Annotated in this window: 18 protein-coding genes; 15 read left to right on the top strand and 3 right to left on the bottom strand. The window is 31.2% G+C overall.

The annotated features are described in order from the left end of the window. Both N2251_RS12645 and N2251_RS12640 read left to right on the top strand, forming a co-directional pair. Positions 1-1,716 (top strand): hypothetical protein, encoded by a 1,716-nt coding sequence (locus N2251_RS12645; protein ID WP_260587093.1) that lies wholly within the window; start codon positions 1-3, stop codon positions 1,714-1,716. A 4-nt stretch (positions 1,717-1,720) separates the two neighbouring features. Then, positions 1,721-3,094, top strand: coding sequence for a hypothetical protein (locus N2251_RS12640; protein ID WP_260587092.1), 1,374 nt, complete (start codon positions 1,721-1,723; stop codon positions 3,092-3,094). Here N2251_RS12640 and N2251_RS12635 read toward each other — a convergent pair. Genes N2251_RS12635 through N2251_RS12625 form a run of 3 tightly spaced genes read right to left on the bottom strand, consistent with a single transcriptional unit; the run spans position 3,072 to position 5,837 of the window. Continuing rightward, positions 3,072-4,187, bottom strand: coding sequence for a DUF3667 domain-containing protein (locus N2251_RS12635; RefSeq protein WP_260587091.1), 1,116 nt, complete (start codon positions 4,185-4,187; stop codon positions 3,072-3,074). The two genes, N2251_RS12640 and N2251_RS12635, sit on opposite strands and share 23 nt — an antisense overlap. Next, on the bottom strand, positions 4,187-4,573 hold the full coding sequence (apaG, locus tag N2251_RS12630) for a Co2+/Mg2+ efflux facilitator ApaG/CorD (protein WP_260587090.1): 387 nt from the start codon (positions 4,571-4,573) through the stop codon (positions 4,187-4,189). Before apaG ends, N2251_RS12635 begins: the two co-directional genes overlap by 1 nt. Positions 4,574-4,613: 40 nt before the next feature. Beyond that, entirely contained in the window at positions 4,614-5,837 is a 1,224-nt protein-coding gene (locus N2251_RS12625) for a type IX secretion system plug protein (protein ID WP_260587089.1), read from the bottom strand. Between the two features lie 157 nt (positions 5,838-5,994). On the opposite strand from N2251_RS12625, the gene N2251_RS12620 reads away from it, so the two are divergent. From N2251_RS12620 to N2251_RS12560, 13 genes are all read left to right on the top strand, one after another. Then, positions 5,995-7,347, top strand: a complete 1,353-nt coding sequence (locus N2251_RS12620; RefSeq protein WP_260587088.1) for a Na(+)-translocating NADH-quinone reductase subunit A — start codon at positions 5,995-5,997, stop codon at positions 7,345-7,347. 3 nt (positions 7,348-7,350) lie between these two features. Then, entirely contained in the window at positions 7,351-8,556 is a 1,206-nt protein-coding gene (locus tag N2251_RS12615; RefSeq protein WP_260587087.1) for an NADH:ubiquinone reductase (Na(+)-transporting) subunit B, read from the top strand. A gap of 2 nt (positions 8,557-8,558) precedes the next feature. Then, on the top strand, positions 8,559-9,299 hold the full coding sequence (locus tag N2251_RS12610; protein ID WP_260587086.1) for a Na(+)-translocating NADH-quinone reductase subunit C: 741 nt from the start codon (positions 8,559-8,561) through the stop codon (positions 9,297-9,299). Between the two features lie 2 nt (positions 9,300-9,301). Then, complete coding sequence (locus tag N2251_RS12605; protein ID WP_260587085.1) at positions 9,302-9,946, top strand: NADH:ubiquinone reductase (Na(+)-transporting) subunit D; 645 nt, start codon at positions 9,302-9,304, stop codon at positions 9,944-9,946. A 31-nt stretch (positions 9,947-9,977) separates the two neighbouring features. Continuing rightward, a complete protein-coding gene (gene nqrE / locus N2251_RS12600; protein ID WP_260587084.1) occupies positions 9,978-10,736 on the top strand; it encodes an NADH:ubiquinone reductase (Na(+)-transporting) subunit E in 759 nt (252 codons plus the stop codon). Further along, positions 10,736-12,052 carry an NADH:ubiquinone reductase (Na(+)-transporting) subunit F gene (nqrF, locus tag N2251_RS12595; RefSeq protein WP_260587083.1) on the top strand — a complete coding sequence of 439 codons (1,317 nt, stop codon included), beginning with the start codon at positions 10,736-10,738 and terminating at the stop codon, positions 12,050-12,052. The genes nqrE and nqrF overlap by 1 nt, the downstream gene beginning before the upstream one ends. Before the next feature lie 151 nt (positions 12,053-12,203). Beyond that, on the top strand, positions 12,204-13,556 hold the full coding sequence (locus N2251_RS12590; protein ID WP_260587360.1) for a DEAD/DEAH box helicase: 1,353 nt from the start codon (positions 12,204-12,206) through the stop codon (positions 13,554-13,556). After that, positions 13,556-13,918 carry a DUF8840 domain-containing protein gene (locus tag N2251_RS12585; protein ID WP_260587082.1) on the top strand — a complete coding sequence of 121 codons (363 nt, stop codon included), beginning with the start codon at positions 13,556-13,558 and terminating at the stop codon, positions 13,916-13,918. The genes N2251_RS12590 and N2251_RS12585 overlap by 1 nt, the downstream gene beginning before the upstream one ends. A 468-nt stretch (positions 13,919-14,386) precedes the next feature. Beyond that, on the top strand, positions 14,387-14,950 hold the full coding sequence (locus N2251_RS12580) for a uracil-DNA glycosylase family protein (protein ID WP_260587081.1): 564 nt from the start codon (positions 14,387-14,389) through the stop codon (positions 14,948-14,950). A gap of 36 nt (positions 14,951-14,986) precedes the next feature. Then, positions 14,987-16,189, top strand: coding sequence for a GTPase HflX (gene hflX / locus N2251_RS12575; protein WP_260587080.1), 1,203 nt, complete (start codon positions 14,987-14,989; stop codon positions 16,187-16,189). A gap of 290 nt (positions 16,190-16,479) precedes the next feature. Next, the gene (locus N2251_RS12570; protein WP_260587079.1) at positions 16,480-17,133 is read left to right on the top strand and encodes an energy transducer TonB; all 654 of its coding nucleotides are present in this window, start codon (positions 16,480-16,482) and stop codon (positions 17,131-17,133) included. Positions 17,134-17,282: 149 nt separating this feature from the next. Continuing rightward, the gene (locus N2251_RS12565; protein WP_260587078.1) at positions 17,283-18,011 is read left to right on the top strand and encodes an energy transducer TonB; all 729 of its coding nucleotides are present in this window, start codon (positions 17,283-17,285) and stop codon (positions 18,009-18,011) included. A gap of 34 nt (positions 18,012-18,045) precedes the next feature. After that, the gene (locus N2251_RS12560) at positions 18,046-20,727 is read left to right on the top strand and encodes a TonB-dependent receptor (RefSeq protein ID WP_260587077.1); all 2,682 of its coding nucleotides are present in this window, start codon (positions 18,046-18,048) and stop codon (positions 20,725-20,727) included. Positions 20,728-20,762: the final 35 nt, after the last annotated feature.

Genomic DNA, 20,762 nt, shown 5'->3' with positions numbered 1-20,762 from the left:
ATGAAAAAGATTATTGCTACCCTATTATTTGTAAACAGTTTTGTTGTTTTACAAGCCCAAAAATTAGAAAACAAAATACCTAATAATGCAGATGTTGTTATTATGGCAAATGCAACTAATTTATTTGATTTAATAAGTGTTTCTGATGTAAATGAAAGCATCATAGGAAAAGAGGTACTGAAAAATATCAATAGAAAAAGAGAAGAAAAAATTACTTCGGTAAGTAAAGCAGGGTTTGATACTGCATCTAATGCTTACTACTTTTTTCAGAAAAATGATAGTATTTCATATCATACTTTCTTAGTAGAATTAAACGACAAAGCACTGTTTGAATCTATGTTATCGGAAAGAGACCTTAAGAAGATTAAAAAAGAAAATGACTACAGTTATATTCAAGGTTATAGCGAATTAAGAATTTGGAATGATGATGTTCTTTTAATTATCAACGGAGATAAATCGCGTAGTTATTTAAAAAAACATAACGACCGTTTTGAAAAATTAAAAGAAGAAGGAGAATCTATATATTCGGTTAGAAAAAGGTTTGCACAATTGTGGATTAAAAAACATGCTTTTTCAATCTTAGAAAATTCAACATCTAACGGAATTACTACTAATTCAAGTTTTCAGAAAGGAAAGAAAAAAGGTTCAGTTGCTACGCTTTGGGTTCGTAATTACGGAATGTTAATGTCTGATTTAATTGGTTCTTTTAGTAGAAATTTAAGTTCTTCAATGAATTATTTTATACCACAAGAAGGTAAAAATATTTATGGCGTAGAAGAGGTTACTGCAAACTTGTTTTTTAATGAAAATAATGCAAGTATTTTGTTAGATATGGCTGTGAGTGATGATATGTCGAAATCTTTTAAAAAGATTTATAACAAAAAAATGAGCAGTACTTTAATAAATAGTTTCGATCATAATAAAGCATTGGCTTTTTGGAGTGTTTCGATGGATACGGAAGAATTATTAAAGCAGTACCCAGAAATGATAAATAAAATGTACGGTGGTATTGTACCAAAGTTTAAAGAAGAAGTAGATGTTGCTGGAGATTTATTATCATTACTTGTAGATGAAGCGGCGATTGCTAAATTAGTTACTGGCGATGCGTTATTTGTTTTAAATGGATTTTCAGAAAAAGATGTTACTTACACGACTTATAAATATGATGCTGATTACAAACGTAAAGAAGTAACTAAAACTAAAAAAACAGTAGTGCCTGATTTTACTTTGATGATTGGCTCTGAAGAAAAAGAGTTGTTAAACAAAATTTTCAGATTAGGTCAAAAGCACAAAACAATAATAGCTTCTAATAATGTTTATGAGTTTATTAAAAAAAGTAAAGAACTTCCTTTTAATATATATGCAGTAATTAAAAATGATGTTTTATATATAACTACATCAAAAGTAAGAGCTATAAATATTGAAGCAGGCAGAGCAAATTATAAAGCAACAAAACATAGTAAATTAATAAAAAGAAACTCAAGTGTAGTTTATACGGATATTAATGCTTTAATTAAAAATATGCCAACAGAATGGTTTGGTAGAATTGAACGTAAAATGGCAAGTATCTCTAATGAGAATGTTAAAGATATTAGTTTTAGAGTTTCAAAAGTAAAGGGAAATAAAATTTCGTCTGAATTACGATTAAATACGAAAGGTAAAGAAGAAAATACTTTAAAATTATTATTTAAGGTAATTAACGAAATAGCAAAATAGTTAGATGCTTAAAAAGATAGGGTTTACTATTTTAATTATACTAGGGATCGTGTTTACGGTTGGATATTTTAGATACAATCCAACGGTAAATATAACCAATACAATACCTGCTTATGCAGATGCGGTTATTCGTGTTAATTTACGAGAAATCGAATATAATATACTAAAGGATGTCGTAAGACATCCTTTTTTGTATTTTAAATCAAATGAAAAAACAACTAAAAATCAGGAGAAACCTAAAAATAAAATATCTTTATTTGATGCTATAGAAATTCCTGCTGATGTATTCTTTTACACAAACGAGCGTAATTTAAAAGATACTTGGGTTAGTAGCGCACTTAAGCTAAAAAGCAAGAATAATTTACAGGCTTTTTTTAAGCAAGAAAAGATAGTTAAGAAAAATACCCAACAAAAGGTTGTGTATTTTACATATAAACAACGTATTTTTTTTATCATAAATAATGAAGTAAGGCTGTTATTTAGTTTTAAAAAAATTAAAAATATAGCTGATAAATTGAGCTTTATATCGCAAGAGAAGGGTTGTTTATCAACAAGTGATAAAATTATTGATAACATAAAAAAAAGTACGAATATTATTGCAATAGCAACTTCAAAAGGTGTTTTTTTTGAATTAGGAATCAACGGGAAAACAGTAGTTGTAAATGGCGAGTTAGCTGAAAAAAACAGTCTTTTTTTGCCATATAAAGCAAAAAGTAGTGCGACTTCTTTGGTGCAGGCTTCGGGGAAAATTAACAAGCACTTTTTATTCGATTTTCTAGGGGAGAAACAAAAGGATAATTTAAAAAAATTAACAACTTTATCGTTAGATAGTATTCGTAATAAATGGAATGGTGAGTTTGATCTAGATTTAGCCTCTTTTATCAATAAAAAAGACACCATAGTAACTTATGAATACGATGATGATTTTAATAAAGTAGCGAAAACAACCATTCAAGAAAATGTAATTCCTAAGGGGAGTTTTAGAATAGGAGGGGCTACTTTTTCGGAGTATTTATATTCTAAAGAGGCTATCAAAAATATAGAAACTGATAGTTTATTGGTTTTAAATCCTTTTTTTAAAACGTATGTTAGTAAGCAGAAAAACAGTTTATTTTTATATTCAACAAAAGATAAAATCACTTCGAATTTTAAACAAGATGAAAAGCATAAGTTTTCGTTTTTTTTTAATGCAGAAAAATATTTTGAAACTGAAAAAGGAACTTATCATACTGCTAATAAATATTTACTTCCTATAAAAACGATTAACGCTTTTGTTACAAGTACAAATAAAATGGTAGTAAAGATTAATTTTAAAGAATCTTTTCAAAGTTATATGTATCAATTGTTAAGAGAATCTAATACAAAGCAAAAGCAATAAATGAAATTGCGAACGAACCTAAAAGTGCTAAGAAGAAAAACACAAAATTTGCCATTATAAACTTAAAGAATGTTTTAAAATACCCTTGTCCATAAAACTTTTTCATGGCCATAAATAAGTATAGTGTAAATAATATTAAGAAAATACCCAGTAAATATTCAGCATCTTTAAAATAGCCGATTAAATAAAAAATAGATAATAATAAAAAGAAAACTGTTTGGGTGTGAAAAACAAAAACAAGATGTTCTACATAGGTAAATTTTCTTCGGATGTATAGAATTCGTAAAAACAGCGTAAAAATAGGTAATAGAATAAAAAGCGCTATTGATGCATAAGATAATATTTGACGGTAGAATTTTTGAGTTTCACTTTCTTTAGAAATAAAAGTATTGAAAACTCCAGTTCTTGAGTATAAAAAACGGTTTCCAAAAGTTTTCTTCATTTGCAAGCTATCCAACGCATTGTCTATAGAAACTTTTGGGTGCTCTTTCTGAAACTTCATAAGTTTAATGAGGCTGTCAGATTCATCAAAACCAATATTCATCATTGACTGTTTTGAATTGTCACCTACTTTTAAAGAGTCAACTTTTTGATTAATCAACTTAGCGTTAACAGAATCTTTCTTGTCAAGTTCTTTAAAAACGGCATCTTGAATGGAATCTAAATCTACTTCAAGTGCTTTTACGCCATTCTCGTCAATTTTTATTTGTGATGTAACTTTGTTAGAAGATTTACCGTATTGTAATTCGTTAAATTTATCATAGCTTTTTGTCATTCCTATAATTAAAAAGAAAATAACAGATACAGTTAAGTAGAAACGAAACGGATTAGAATAGCGATTTCTTTTACCATCAATATAATCTTTAGATACTTTTCCTGGTTTTATTAATAAAGGAATAAGTGTTCTCCAAAAACGTGCATCCCAAGAAAAGAAACCAGCAAAAACTTCTCGAATAAAACTACCTAGCGTAATTTTTTTACCTTTATTTTTTTGACCACATTCGGGGCAAAATTTTTCATCTTGAGAAAATGGGTAACCACAATTTAAGCAATTAGGTTCTTTTATAATTGCAAGTTTAGTTTTTTTAGCCATTAGTTTAAAGTCGGAGTAGTGGTTAGTTGAAATGTTGGAATAATGGCCATGAATTCTTCTGAAGTTTCAAAATTAATCATTTTGTAACTTCCCTTCATAGCGCCGGTTGTTGATAGTAAAAAGCAATTAGATCTGTAATTATAGGTAGCTCCTGGGTTAAGAATAGGAGTTTCACCTACAACGCCTTCTCCTTCTACAAATTCAGTAGTATTAAGTGCGTCAAAAATTTTCCAAAAACGTTCTAAAAGTTTTACGGTGTCTTTTGAGTTGTTTTCGATGGAAACATAGTAACTAAAAGAGTAAAATTGTTGGTAGCCACGATAAATTACACCGTTAAAGGTGGTCTTAATTGCTATTTTTATGCCTTTGGTTACTTGTTGAAACATTTTATAAATATAAACTTTTTTAGGTTTTTTGTCAACTATATTACCTGTTTTGGTTAAAGTAGCCGTTTCCAACACCAATAACTCTGTCGTAAGTTCCACCAAATGGTTTGTAATATACAACTACAGTGTATTCATTTTCAGTTTGATAGAAGGATCCGTCTATTTCGTTTATATCAACAAGGCTATTGTTTTTGTTTAACGTTGCGTAATTGTAGTTGTAAAAACCTTGCTTAAATTTAATTGAACCTTCGTAAATTTCATCAATCGCATTGTATTTTAACTTGTTTTCATCTGATAATTGATAATTATTAAAAGCTCCGTATACAAACACTTCTTTGTTATCATACGGTTCGTAGGCATCCAAAGAAAAATGAACGATTGAATAATCTGCTTCGGTATTTGGATTATTGGCCTCTAAAGTTCTCACAACAAACTGCCCATTAATATCTGGGTTGTAGGTGTAAATTTTATTTATCCGTTGATCATCGGTGTATAAATAACTATGGTAGAGTTCTTTTCTTTCGGTTTTTGCAATATTTAAACTTGTGTTTCGTAGATGTTTGCTGTCGAAATTTAAAAATTCGTTCCCTCCCCAAAAATTTGTTTTAAAAGTATGATTATATACTAATTGTTGAGGTTTTATAAACTGTGGTTGAATATTGTTAATAACCGTTTTCCAGTTATGATTTTGAAATAAAACAGTATTAATTTCTTGACTAGGGTTGTTAATTACCAAATTTTGATGATTCACGGTAAATTGAACGGTTTGCTTTTTTTGATTTGATTGCGCATCTCTACTTCTAAAAACAGCAACTCCAACAGTAGTAATATCTTCATAAAAAACACAGCGCCTCGAAAAGACCACTTCATAATCGTCGTCTAAAACAGAAAGTAAATAGTTTCCGCTTTTGGTAATAATCGTATTTTTATTTGGGATTTCGACTGAGTAATGTGTGTAGAGTTGTAATGTATTAAAAGAATTACTGCTATTAATTATCTCGTTTTCATTAAAACCGTTGATGTATTGATTAGAAGTTAGGCTACTCGGCTTCCAATCATGGGTCATGTGTTCAATTTTATATTGATATTCTTTATTATCACCATCTAAATCATCAAAAGACAGTTTTAAAACATCACCTAACCTAACAATTGCCGAAAATTGATTGGTGTTGTGTTTTGGTCGTAATTGAATTGTTTTAATATTTTGAGCATTCCCTATTTGGTAGCATGCAAGGAATAAGAAGATTAGAAAGTGTTTTATCATAAATGCAAATGTATCAAAATGTAGACCAAAGACAAATATTTATTTAGAATAGATATAAATAAAGAGCTATTGAAAAGATATAAATATAAATACTTACCCGAAAAAATCAAAATCTGTAAATTTGCTTGTTTTTAGAAAATCAATTTAATCAGTTCCTATGTCAAAAGACATCCGTATTAAGAAAGGCTTGGACATCAAGCTCGTTGGCGACGCAGAGCAAGTAATTACCGAACTTCCGTTAGGTAATACATTTGCAATTCAGCCAAGCGATTTTCATGGCGTTATTCCAAAAATTTTAGCAAAAGAAGGTACCGAAGTAAAAGCAGGTCAAGCACTTTTTTATTCAAAAAGTGATGAGCGTATTTTATTTCCTAGTCCGGTAAGTGGTAAAGTTACAGAAATCGTTCGTGGAGACAGAAGAAAAGTTTTAGCAATAAAAATCACTGCTGATGCACAGCAGCAATATACCGACTTTGGTAAAAAAGATATTGATGCAATGTCTGGAGAAGAAGTGAAAACTCACTTATTTGCTTCAGGTTGTTGGCCATTTGTAAAACAACGTCCGTACGACGTAGTTGCAAATCCAAATCAAGCTCCGAAAGCCATTTTTGTGTCAGCGTATGCAAGTGCACCTTTAGCAGCAGATTATGATTATGCATTAAAAGGTAAAGAAGCTGAATTACAGGCTGCCTTAACTGCATTAACAAAACTAACAGCAGGTAAAGTACACGTTTCAATTACAAAAGACTCAACATTATCTCCATTTAAAGAGATGAAAGGAGTTGAGTTACACAACGTATCAGGACCACACCCTGTGGGTAATGTAAGTACTCAAATAGCACAAATAGATCCTATTAATAAAGGAGAAGTTGTGTGGGTAGTTACTCCGCAAGATTTAGTGGTAATTGGTGAGTTGTTGTTAACCGGAAAATTTAATGCGAAGCGTACAATTGCTTTAGCAGGATCTAAATTTAGCAAGCCACAATACGTTACTGCTATAGCAGGAGCAAGTATTGCTGAACTTGTAAAAGGAAATTTAGAAGCTGATAATGCACGTGTAATAAGCGGAAACGTATTAAGTGGTACTCAGGTTGGCGAAGAAGGATATTTAGGGTACTATGAGAATATAGTAACTGCAATTCCTGAAGGAGACGATTATGAATTGTTCGGTTGGAATAAACCTGTTTTTAATAAGGTTTCTACCTCAAGAGCATTTACGTTCTCTTGGTTAAATCCGAAGAAAAAATATGACTTAAATACTAATACAAACGGTGAGCACAGAGCATTTGTGGTTACAGGATCGTATGAAGAAGTATTTCCGTTAGATATCTATCCGATGCAATTATTAAAAGCTTGTATGTATAAAGATCTTGACGAAATGGAAGGATTAGGAGCTTACGAAATTGCACCAGAAGATTTTGCAGTAACAGAATTTATTTGTGTGTCTAAACAACCTCACCAGAAAATAATTCGTGAAGGATTAGATTTAATGAGAGAAGAATTAGGATAAGATATGGGCTTAAAACAAAACTTACATAATTTAAAAGAAAAGTATAAAGGAACCAAAATGGCACCGCTATTTAATGGTTTTCATACTTTCTTATATTTGCCAAATGAGACAACTCACGGAGGAACTCATATTAAGGCAGCAGATGATTTAAAACGTACAATGAATATTGTAATCATGGCTTTAGTACCATGTTTAATTTTCGGTATGTTTAATGCAGGATATCAACATTATGCAGCAATTAATGGTTTTACTGAAGGAATGTCTTTCTTTAGTGGCGATTTTTGGAACCTTGACAACTTATTAGTTGGAGCAGTAAAAATTTTACCATTAGTAATTGTATCATACGTAGTTGGTTTAGCAATAGAATTTATATTTTGTATCATAAAAGGACACGAAATTGAAGAAGGGTATTTAGTTACAGGAATGTTAGTTCCTTTAATTGTACCAATCGATTTACCATTATGGATGTTAGCTGTTGCAGTTATATTTGGTGTGGTAATCGGTAAAGAAGTTTTTGGTGGTACAGGAATGAATATTCTTAACCCAGCACTAACAATACGTGCATTTTTATTCTTCGCATATCCAACTTGGATGTCTGGAGATAAAGTGTGGGTGGCAGATGCTAGAGAATTAGCAGGAACTGCTGATGCTATTTCTGGTGAAACAGTTTTAGGAAGCTTAGCGCAATCACAACCATTAACACATTCGGTTTCTGATATGTTCTTCGGATTTATTCCGGGTTCAGTAGGAGAAACATCAACATTCTTAATTTTATTAGGAGGGCTTTTCTTAATCTTAACAAAGATTGGAAGCTGGAGAATTATGTTATCTGCAGTAATCGGAGCTTTAGTAATGGGATTCATTTTTAATCAAGTAGTTGATTTAGGATGGATCGGTGAAACAAGTAAGTTTTACGGATTAATGAGTTTAGATTTCTGGAAACATTTATTAATTGGAGGTTTTGCTTTTGGTGCCGTTTATATGGCAACTGATCCTGTATCAGCATCACAAACCAACAAAGGAAAATGGATTTATGGTTTCTTTATCGGATTTATTTCGATTATGATTCGTGTATTCAATCCAGCCTATCCAGAAGGAGTAATGTTAGCTATTTTATTAATGAACGTTTTTGCTCCAACAATTGACCATTATGTGGTTCAAGGAAATGTAAAGAGAAGATTAAAACGTGCTAAAGTTAAAACTGCCTAATTATGAGTAAGAGAACAGATAGTAATGGATATACGCTACTTTTTGCCATTGGTATGGTATTAGTAGTAGGTGCGTTGTTAGCTTTTACAGCTTCATCGCTTCGCCCAATGATTGATGCTAATAAACGTATCGAAAAGCAACAAAACATTTTGTATGCTATGGGGGTAAATGATAATGATGAAAGCAGTGCAGTTTTTGTATCTAAAGACAAAGTAGCTGACGCGTTTTCAAAAAACATCAAAAAACAATTAGTTATTGAAGGTGATAAAATTACTGAAGATGCTAATGCATATTTAATTGATGTAAAAAAGCAACAAACAGCTGCAAAAGCAGGACAAGTAAGAAAATTACCATTATTTGTGGGCGAAAAAGACGGTAAAACGTTTTACATAGCACCAATTAGAGGTAAAGGTCTTTGGGATGCTATTTGGGCATATGTTGCAATGGATAAGAATATGGTAGTACAAGGTGCATTTTTCGATCACAAAGGAGAAACACCAGGTTTAGGAGCTAACATTAAGCAACGTTACTTTATGGATGATTTTATTGGTGAAGATTTAATGAACAACGGTTCTTTTAAAGGAATCACAGTTTCTAAATCTAACAATGATCCGAAGAACGAAGATAAAAATGATAACGAGGTAGATGCAATTGCAGGAGCAACCATTACAGGTGATGGAGTTGCAGCAATGATTAAATCTGAATTAGGTTTATACGTGCCTTACTTTAAAACATTGAAATAAATATGGGACTTTTATCAAAAAAAGACGCAGTATTAATTACAGATCCGTTATTAGATAACAACCCAATTACGATTCAAGTATTAGGTATCTGTTCAGCATTAGCAATTACAGCAGAACTGAAAGCTTCTATAGTAATGGCAGTTTCTGTATTATTTGTATTAGGTATTGGAAACGTGGTTATCTCTTTAATGAGAAATATTATTCCATCAAAAATTAGAATTATTGTACAGTTAATCGTAGTTGCTGCTTTAGTAATTATTGTAGATCAAGTATTAAAAGCATTTGCTTACGAGTTAAGTAAAACACTTTCGGTATTTGTTGGGTTAATTATTACCAACTGTATTATTATGGGACGTTTTGAAGCCTTTGCTTTAGGAAATGGGCCATGGAGAGCATTCTTAGATGGAATAGGAAATGCATTAGGTTACGGTGCTATTTTAATAGCAGTAGGTTTCTTTAGAGAGTTGTTAGGTTCTGGTACTTTATTAGGATTTAAAGTATTAGGAGATCCTATTGAACTAACAGGATTGTATGCTTTCGGATATGAAAATAACGGATTTATGTTATTATCACCAATGGCATTAATAGTTGTTGGTATCATTATTTGGATACAACGTAGTAGAAACAAAGCACTAATTGAAGACTAACCCAGTTAGGAATCATTAAAAATATAGAAAAATGGAACATTTAGAATTATTTTTCAAGTCGATATTTATTGATAATATGGTATTTGCTACATTCTTAGGAATGTGTTCTTACCTAGCAGTATCTAAAAAAGTAGCAACAGCAGTAGGTTTAGGAGCTGCAGTTATTTTTGTATTAGCTGTAACAGTACCTATCAACTGGTTATTAGATCAATATTTATTGCAACCAGGAGCTTTATCTTGGTTAGGAGCAGAATATGCCGATTACGATTTAAGTTTCTTATCATTTATTATGTTTATTGCAACGATTGCAACCATGGTACAATTGGTAGAAATTATTGTAGAGAAATTTGCACCAGCATTGTATAACTCATTAGGTATTTTCTTACCATTAATCGCAGTAAACTGTGCAATTTTAGGAGGGTCATTATTCATGCAATCTCGTGAAATTCCTACTTTAGGTTTATCATTAACCTATGGTATTGGTTCAGGAATCGGATGGTTTTTGGCAATTGTTGCTATTGCAGCAATTCGTGAAAAAATTAGATACTCATCTGTACCACCAGCTTTAAGAGGATTAGGAATCACTTTTATCATTACAGGTTTAATGGCAATCGGATTTATGAGCTTTGGAGGTATGTTAACAGGTGGTGACGAAGAAGTAAAAACTGAAGAGGCACCAAAAACATCTGTAGTTACTCCAAGTACTATTGAGAAGAAAGCTGAGCAAAAAGAAGAGGTAAAAGAGAAAGCTGAAAAATTAGCTGATAACACTAAAAAAATTATAGAATAATGGTATTTTTAGAAGTAAGTACAGGAGGTACAGTAGCTGTAACAGTTATATCTTTTTTAATAATCTTATTAATTTTAGTAGGATTGTTATTATTTGTAAAACAAAAACTAGCACCATCAGGACCCGTAAAAATTACAATTAACGGAGATAAAACAATCGAAGTTGCCTCAGGAGGTACATTATTATCTACTTTAGGAGCAGAGAAAATTTTCTTACCATCAGCTTGTGGTGGAGGTGGATCTTGTGTGCAGTGTGAATGTCATGTAAACTCTGGTGGAGGTGAAGCTTTACCAACAGAAACACCACATTTTACGCGTAAAGAATTAGCAGCAGGAGTGCGTTTATCTTGTCAGGTAAAAGTAAAACAAGACATGGATATTTCTATTCCAGAAGAAATTTTCGGAATTAAGAAGTGGGAAGCAGTAGTTGTAAGAAACTATAACGTAGCTACTTTTATTAAGGAATTTGTAGTTGAAATTCCAGAAGATATGGGCTACAAAGCAGGAGGTTATATTCAAATTGAAATTCCTAATACTGTTGTAAAGTATGCTGATATGGACGTTACAGCGCATCCACAAGAACACCCAGGTGAACCTGATAAGTTTAAAGGAGACTGGGAAAAGTTTGGTTTATGGCCATTAGTAATGAAAAATGAAGAGATTGTAGAGCGTGCCTATTCTATGGCTTCTTATCCTGCTGAAGGAAGAGAAATTATGTTAAACGTACGTATTGCAACGCCACCATTCGATAGAGTGAAAGGCGGATGGATGGATGTAAATCCTGGTATCGCATCTTCATATATTTTTAACTTAAAGAAAGGAGATAAGTGTACTATTTCAGGGCCTTATGGAGAGTTCTTTATCAACGAATCTGAAGCAGAAATGCTATATGTAGGTGGTGGAGCAGGTATGGCGCCAATGCGTTCGCACTTATATCAATTATTCAGAACATTAAAAACAGGTAGAACCGTAACATATTGGTACGGTGGTCGTTCTAAAGCTGAATTATTTTATGTAGATCATTTTAGAGCTTTAGAAAAAGATTTCCCGAACTTTAAATTCTTTATTGCTTTATCAGACCCAACAGAAGCAGATAACTGGAAAGTTAAAACGGATGTTAGTGATGAAGCAGGAGACGGATTTACAGGATTTATTCACCAAGTAGTAATCAACGAATATTTATCAAAGCACGAAGCACCAGAAGATTTAGAATTATATTTCTGTGGTCCACCATTAATGAACAACGCAGTTCAGAAAATGGGAGAAGATTTTGGTCTTGCAGACGAGAATATCCGTTTTGATGATTTTGGAGGATAAACCAATAATCAAAAAAAACTATAAAAACCGATACAGTGATGTATCGGTTTTTTTGTTTTTGCATGTTTTTTAATGCTGGTATTTTACAAAGCAATATAGCTATGGTATTTGAGTATAGAAAGCGTACCTTTGCGGCAAATTACTGTAAATGATTACTTTTCAAGATTTAGATTTATCAAATCCGTTACGAAACTCAATTGAAGAATTAGGTTTTGTAAATCCAACACCAATTCAAGAAGAAGCTTTTCCTATTATAAGATCAGGTAAAGATGTTGTAGGTATTGCACAAACAGGTACGGGTAAAACGTTTGCCTATATGCTACCTATACTCCGTGATTTAAAATTTTCGAAGCAAGTACACCCTAGAGTTTTAGTTGTGGTACCAACTCGTGAATTAGTAGTGCAGGTGGTTAATGAAATTGAAAAGCTTTCAGAATTCATGAGCTTACATACCGTTGGTGTGTTTGGAGGTATTCCTTTAAGCAGACACAAAGAGGCCGTTGCGCAAGGTGCAGATATTATTGTAGCTACTCCAGGGCGTTTGTATGATTTAGCGGTTAGTAATATGTTAAAACTTAGGTCAATTCAGAAATTAGTAATTGATGAAGTTGATGTAATGCTAGATTTAGGATTTAGATTTCAACTATTAAATATTTTTGATTTACTACCTGAGCGTCGTCAAAACATCATGTTTTCTGCAACAATGACAGAAGATGTAGAGGCATTGATTGATGATTTTTTTACAGCTCCTAAAAAGATTTTTATTGCAGTAAGTGGAACTCCGCTAGATAATATTCAGCAAATTAGTTACGATGTACCAAACTTTTATACAAAGGTTAATTTACTAAAAGAATTACTATATAATAAAGAAGAATATAGTAAGGTATTAGTTTTTGCACCTAATAAAAGAAATGCAGATAGATTATTTGAATGTATAAAAGAAGAGTTTCCTTCAGAGACTTGTGTAATCCATTCAAATAAAACGCAAAACTATCGTATGCGTTCTATCGAGCAATTTAATAAAGGAGAAAAACGAATTTTAATAGCTACTGATGTTATTGCTCGTGGATTAGATTTAGAAGAGGTTACACACGTAATAAACTTCAATACACCACATTTCCCTGAGAATTATATGCACAGAATTGGTCGTACCGGTCGTGCAGAGCATGAAGGAAAAACGATACTCTTTGCAACAGAGAAGGAACAAGAAGCAAAAGTAAGAATAGAGGAATTAATGAACTATGTAATTCCGAAAGCAGAAATTCCTGAGCAGGTTGAAATAACCAAACAATTAACAGAAGAAGAGCGCCCTAAAGAAGAAGGAGAACGTAATAAGAACAGAACTTCTTTAGAGTATGTTCCTGGTCCTGCTTTTCATGAAAAAAGCGAAAAAAACAGTAAAACAAACCAAGGAGGATCTTATCGTAGAGAGATTGCAAAAAAATATAAGAAGCCTAAAACAAAAGGAGATAAAAACTTTAACCTACGAAGAAAGAGAAAATAATGCAGGCACTTACCAAGCAAGAATTGCATAATTTAGGAATGAATATTGTAGGTAAAAAACTACAAAATATGGGTTATGAGTTTGTTGCTATTAATAGCGAGCTTAAAAAACATCCGCAGTTTGTTTTGTTTAAAAAAGGGGAACCTACCATTTTTGTTTTAGTAAAAACTACAAATAACATTCAGTCACCAGAAGAATACGATGTTTTATGGATGGAAACTTTTAAAGAACATGCCAAAAAACAAAATGCAAAAATTTGGTTTGCTGGTATTGGAATTGCAAATTCTGAAAGTGTTGAGTTACCCGTTTTTAAAGATCAACCATATTATATAGCCTTTGATGATTTTATAAAAATTTTATAAAATAAAATTTCACCATATAAAAAGACACTTGTTTCATAGGAAATAAGTGTCTTTTTTTTAAGAATTATCACTTGTATTGTGATTTTAACGATGTAAGTGTAAGTTGTTGACTTTTAGATTGTAATGCTTTTTTTTAGTAGATGTATTATTGTTTTAGGTTAAAAAACAAAAAGAAATAACCAATTATACATGTTTAGTTACCAATTATACAGAACAGTTATTTCACTGTATTACAGTCTCTTATGTTTTGTATATTTGTGTAGGGGAAATAATAATATTTATAATTATGAAAACACAATTATTTAAGGGGATTCAAAACTTTTTCAGAAACATTTTAGAACAATTAGCTGAGTTTGGTAAAGCAGCTGGTTACGCTATAAATCATTAATTAAATACAAGTTTTGAGACAAAACACTCGCTTTAAGAAAAGCGAGTGTTTTTTTTGTGCTTTATTCTTAACTTTATAGGATGGATAATTTAATATTAGAGATAAGGAATTGTAAATTATGTGGAGATTTTATAAATCCACGGCCTGTTGTATTTGCTGATAAAACATCAAAAATTATAATTATTGGGCAGGCACCGGGAATAAAAGTACATAACACTGGTGTTCCTTGGGATGATGCTAGTGGCAAGCAACTAAGAAAGTGGTTGGGAGTTACAGATGATGAATTTTATGATGTTAAAAATTTTGCAATTATCCCTATGGGATTTTGTTATCCCGGAAAAGGAAAATCGGGAGATTTACCACCAAGAAAAGAATGTGCTCCTAAATGGCACGAATCAGTATTAGATGAAATGCCAAATGTAAAACTGATAATTTTAATAGGAATGTACGCACAAAATTTCTATTTAAAAAAAGCAGCTAAAAGAACATTAACAGCAACAGTAAGTCATTTCGAAGAATACTTGCCTAGATATTTTACATTACCACATCCATCTCCAAGAAACCGATTTTGGTTTACAAAAAATCCTTGGTTCAAAAAGGAGATACTTCCGGAGTTAAAAAGAAAAGTAAGAGAGATAATTTAGATTTCTTGTGTTGATAAAATTGTACTTTTGCAACCTATGGTAGAAACACGTGAAGCAATATCAGAAAAAGCGGTTTTAATTGGTATTATAACCCAACATCAAAATGAAAAACAATCTGAAGAATATTTAGATGAGTTAGAGTTTTTAACTTTAACTGCTGGAGGTGTTGCTGTAAAGCGCTTTGTGCAAAAGATGGAAAAACCGAATCCTAAAACTTTTTTAGGAACTGGGAAGTTAGAAGAAGTTAAAGCATATATTGAATCTCATGGTATCGGTACTGCAATTTTTGATGATGAACTATCGCCTGCACAGTTAAGAAATATAGAGAACGAATTAGAGTGTAAAGTGTTAGATAGAACAAATTTAATTCTTGATATTTTTGCAGGTAGAGCACAAACTAGTTCGGCAAAAGCACAAGTAGAACTAGCACAATGTCAATATTTACTACCGCGATTAACGAGATTATGGACACACCTTGATAAACAAAAGGGTGGAATTGGTATGCGTGGGCCTGGAGAAACAGAAATTGAAACGGACCGTCGTATTATTAGAGAAAAAATTACTTTATTAAAGAAAAAACTAGCCACTATTGATAAGCAGATGGCTGTGCAAAGAAAAAATAGAGGAAAAATGGTGCGTGTATCATTAGTAGGATACACGAATGTTGGTAAATCAACATTAATGAACGTAATTAGTAAAAGTGATGTGTTTGCTGAAAATAAATTATTCGCAACACTTGATACTACTGTAAGAAAAGTGGTCATAAAAAACATTCCTTTTTTAATGACGGATACAGTAGGTTTTATTAGAAAATTGCCAACCCAATTGGTAGAGTCTTTTAAATCAACTTTAGATGAAGTTCGTGAATCTGATTTATTATTACATGTTGTTGATATTTGTCATCCTAATTTTGAAGATCATATAGCATCAGTAAATAAAATTTTAGATGAAATAGGAAGCGCAAATAAACCTGTTGTAATGGTGTTTAATAAAATAGATGCTTATACACATGAAACAATTGCAGAAGATGATTTAATTACCGAGAAATCAAAAATTCACTATACATTAGAAGATTGGAAAAAAACTTGGATGAATGATTTGGGTAAAGAAAGTCTTTTTATATCGGCACTTAATAAAGATAATTTAGAGAATTTTAAAGAAAAAGTGTACGAAGAAGTGAAAAAAATACACATTCAACGATTTCCTTATAACAATTTTTTATATCAAAATTACGAGTAAATACTATAAAAATAGCATTGTAAAATTAAAAAAGCACTTAAATATTTTGTATTTAAGTGCTTTTTTAGTATTTTTAGTAACGCTTAGTTTAAGAGTTAAGTGATAGTAATACAGTAATTTAAACATTTTATCCCCCCAAGAAATGAAAAATAATAGCACTACTCGTTCCGGATTGTTAAAGTCAAGAAGCATCCATCTAAATAAAATCAATTACATATTCATGGTTTTTAAAGAGCATTAAATAGTTTTTAGCTATTTAATGACTTATTTAAAATTAAAAAGAAATTGTAATGAAAAATCTACTAATAATATTGGCTACTTTTTTTAGTGTACTGCAAATGTATTCTCAAGAAGTTTGTGCCTCAAAAACTGAAAAACTTGTTGATGTTAATGCTATTAATAAGTGTGCCGTAGAAAAAGGTGAAAAAGACAATAGCAAAACTATTACTGTATCGAGTAAAAGATATTTAAAAAAACGTGCTCATTTAAATAAAATAGTTATGTTGAGTAGTAGTTTGAAAACAAATACTATTTCAAAAGTAGAAACGAATAATGAATTAAACGTTAGTGTTTTATTAGAAGAATATAGAGGAGTGTCTTTTGATGCAGTAGAGACAATACCGTTGTTTGCTTCTTGCGAAGGTAATGCCTTAGATAAGACGGATTGTTTTAACTATGAAATGCAAAAACATATAGTAAAACATTTTGTTTACCCAGCGAAAGCTTTAGAAAGAGGAGTTGAAGGAGATTTAAAAGTGAGTTTTGTTATAGGTATAAGTGGTAAAGTTGGTAATGTGAAAATAAATGGTGCTAATAATAATCAGCTTTTAAAAAAGGAAGCAAAGAGAATTGTTATGTTGCTGCCTAGATTTATACCAGGTAAAGAAAAAGGTGTTAAAACAAAAGTTTCATATTCCTTTCCAATGAGCTTTACTTTAGAATAAAGCAGTCCAGAAATTTAATTTAAAAGGGTTTTTCCTGTTTTTGTTATATTTAACAATTTTATTAAAAAAAAATAAATATATTTGTAGGCTCTTAAAACTAATAATTCATTTTGTTTAAGTGTTTGTTTTATAGAATAATACCCCTATTTATGAAAAAAATATTATTATTGATATTGATGTGTTCTTTTTCTGTGAATATGATTTCGCAAGAAGTTTGCGAATCTCCAGATGAAGCTGAGTTAGATTTGAATAGTATCAGTGTAACTAAATGTACTATTAAAGAAAAAGACAAGAAAAATAAAAAGACGAGACAAATTACAGTAAAGGTTTCGGCAAGTAGAAGATACCTTAAAAAAAGAGAACCTATTAAAAAACAAAAAGCAGCAGGTCTTGGAACTTTAAGTGTTGCTAAAGTTGAGAAAACAATAGAACAAATAGCAGTTGTTAAGCCGGTAGAATCTTTAAAAAATAATATCGAAGGTATTAAAAACAAGATGTCTGCAGAAGAATTAAAAAAAGCAGCAAAGTTTAGTGCTGTGGATAAAATACCATTATTTAATTCGTGTAAAAAAGCCAAGAAAGGCGAGCGAGTTGATTGTTTTAATCAACAAATGGTAAATCATATTTCAAAATACTTTAGGTACCCAAGTGATGCAATTAAAGAATCTATCCAAGGAGAGGTTTGGATCCGTTTTATTATTGATAAAAATGGAGAAGTTAAAAACATTAAAACTTTAGGGCCTAAAAACGGTAAAATATTAAATCAAGAAGCAATCAGGGTAGTTTCTAAACTTCCTCAGTTTATTCCTGCAAAAAAAGATGGTGGACGTATTTCAGTAAAGTATGGTTTTCCTATTGCTTTTGCTTTAGAAGAATAATTTTATAAACAAAAATCAACTTAAATTATATAATATGCTTAAAAAACTACTGTTAGTTTTTTTTGTGACTTTTAGTACTGTTTTAGTATCACAAGTTACAATGTCAGGGAAAGTTTACGACGAGTACCTTGAACCTTTTCCGAATGCATTGATAAATTCGTTGCAAGGTAAAACGACTTCGGATATAGACGGTAACTTTACATTGAAATTAAAGTCAAAACTACCATTCTCTATTCAAGTATCTGCTTTTGGTTATAAGACAGAACTTCTTGAGATTACATCTGAAGATCAAGAAATAAATATTATTTTAAAAGAAAACACAAGCTTGGATGAAGTTGTAATTTCAGCATCTAGATCTCCAGAACGAGTTATTGAATCGCCAGTAACTATTGAAAGATTAGGTATTAATGATATTAAAAAAGGAACTTCAATTTCTTTTTATGATGGTGTAACTAACTTAAAAGGGATAACCTCTAGAGAAGCAAGTTATGGATTTAAATCTGTAAACTCACGTGGTTTTTCTAGTTTTGATAATACAAGATTTGTACAGTTAGTAGATGGTGTTGAAACATCAATACCAGCACTTAACTTCTCGGCAGGTAACATAGTTGGTTTATCTGAGTTAGATGTAAAAGATGTTGAGATATTACCAGGAGCTTCTTCTGCCTTATATGGTGCAAATGCATTTAATGGTATCTTATTAATGAGAAGTAAAAACCCTTTTAAATATGATGGAATTAGTACATATTTTAAAACAGGTTTTATTGAACAAGAGCAATCAGGATCTGATCAGTTTTATGATGTAGGTATTAGAATGGCTCATAAATTTAGTGATTATTTCGCAGCAAAAGTTAATTTAACAGTTTATAAAGCTGAAGAATGGCATGCAAATGATGATTCTAATACAACAGGTGTTGGAGGTGAGATTATTGCAGGAAATAGAAATAATACTCCCGATTATGACGGTGTAAATTTTTATGGAGATGAAGCTACTTTTACTTTTCCTGGTATTGGAAAAGTAAGTAGGACAGGATATGCTGAAACTGATTTATACGATTACGATGGTTACGGATTAAAATTTGACGGATCATTACATTTTAGACCAATGGGTAATGATAAGCTAGAAATAGTTTATAACTCTCGTTTTTCAAAAGGAAATAACTTGTATCAGGCTGTAAACAGATTTTCGCAAGAAGATTATTATGTAGAGCAACACAAATTAGAAGTATTGGGTAAAAACTTTTTTGTCCGTGGATATTTTAATGGTAATGATGGAGGAGACAGAACACATGATGTTCGATTTTTAGGTCTTGCTTTAAACTCTAAATATAATGATAATAGAACTTGGTTCGGTGAATATGGAACTGCTTTTGCAGGAGGTGTTCCAGGAGTAACTCCTGGTAATGATGCATCAGCAAGAGCTTTTGCAGATAGAAATAGGTTACAGCCAGGAACCGCAGCTTTTAATCAAGCATTAGATGAAGCTGTTACAACACCTATATCACAGGGTGGAGCAGGTGTTAAAGATGAAACAAGTTTTTACCATGCAGACGCAAATTATAATTTTAGAGATTTAATTAAATGGGGTGAAATACAAATTGGTGGTTCATATCGTAAATTTAATATTAACTCTCAAGGTACTTTATTTACTGATGAGAATAGCCCTATTGAATTTGATATGTATGGTGTTTATTCACAGATACAAAAGAAGTTTTTAGATGAACGTTTAAAGTTCACAGGTTCTGTTCGTTATGATAAATCATCTAATTTTGAAGGGGATTTTTCTCCAAGGGTAGCATTAAACTACTCAATTAAAGAAAATAAAATACTAAGAATTTCATACCAAACAGGATTTAGAACACCTAGTACAATAGAGCAGTATTTCGGATTGAGATCTGGTCCTAATAAATTTCTTTTAGGTACATCTTTAGACAATATCGAACGTTTTTCTGCGCAAGTATTAAACAATGATGGTACAACAAATACTATTACAGGAGCGCAAGTATTTGAAAAAGCATTTGTATTAGATAATGGGGCTTATGTAAATGTAACACCTACGGCTATTAAGCCAGAAAGAGTATCATCTTACGAATTAGGTTATAGAAGTATAGTAAATATAACAGATACTAATATTTTAGAGTTAGACGTAAATGGTTATTATAATCAATATGAAAATTTTGTGGCGACTAAGAATGTAATTGTTCCTAATTATGGAAACACTATTCTTACAGGTCCTCTTGGTAGTCCAGTCGATGCGACAGAATTTGCCTTAAACTCTAATACAACAGCAGATGTTCAATCATATGGTATTGGTATTGGATTAAATACAAAATTATTTAGAACATTTAACTTTGGAGCCAATTATACTTTAAGTAAGCTAGTTTTCGACCAAGAAGAAGATGTAGAATTCGAACCAGGGTTTAATACACCAGAGCATCAAGTAAAGGTGATGTTTGGAAATGAAAATTTATTTAATAATTTTGGATTTAATGTAAATGCTAGGTGGCAAAATGAATTCTTATGGCAGTCTGGTTTCTTAAGTGGAAATGTTGATAGTAGAACAGTATTAGATGCACAAATTAATTATAGAATTCCTTCTTTAAAATCAAGAATTAAAGTAGGTGGTACTAACTTAACAAGAAAAGAGTATGTTGTAGCGCCAGGATCTGGATTAATAGGTTCTATGTATTATGTATCTTGGACGATTAACGATTAGTTATAGTTCATCAATCATAAAAAAAGGAGTGAATT

Source organism: Tenacibaculum haliotis (genome assembly GCF_025215075.1).
Taxonomy (GTDB): domain Bacteria; phylum Bacteroidota; class Bacteroidia; order Flavobacteriales; family Flavobacteriaceae; genus Polaribacter; species Polaribacter haliotis_B.
The sequence above is the reverse complement of the archived record's forward strand: the minus strand, read 5'-3'. Positions and strand labels throughout refer to the sequence as shown.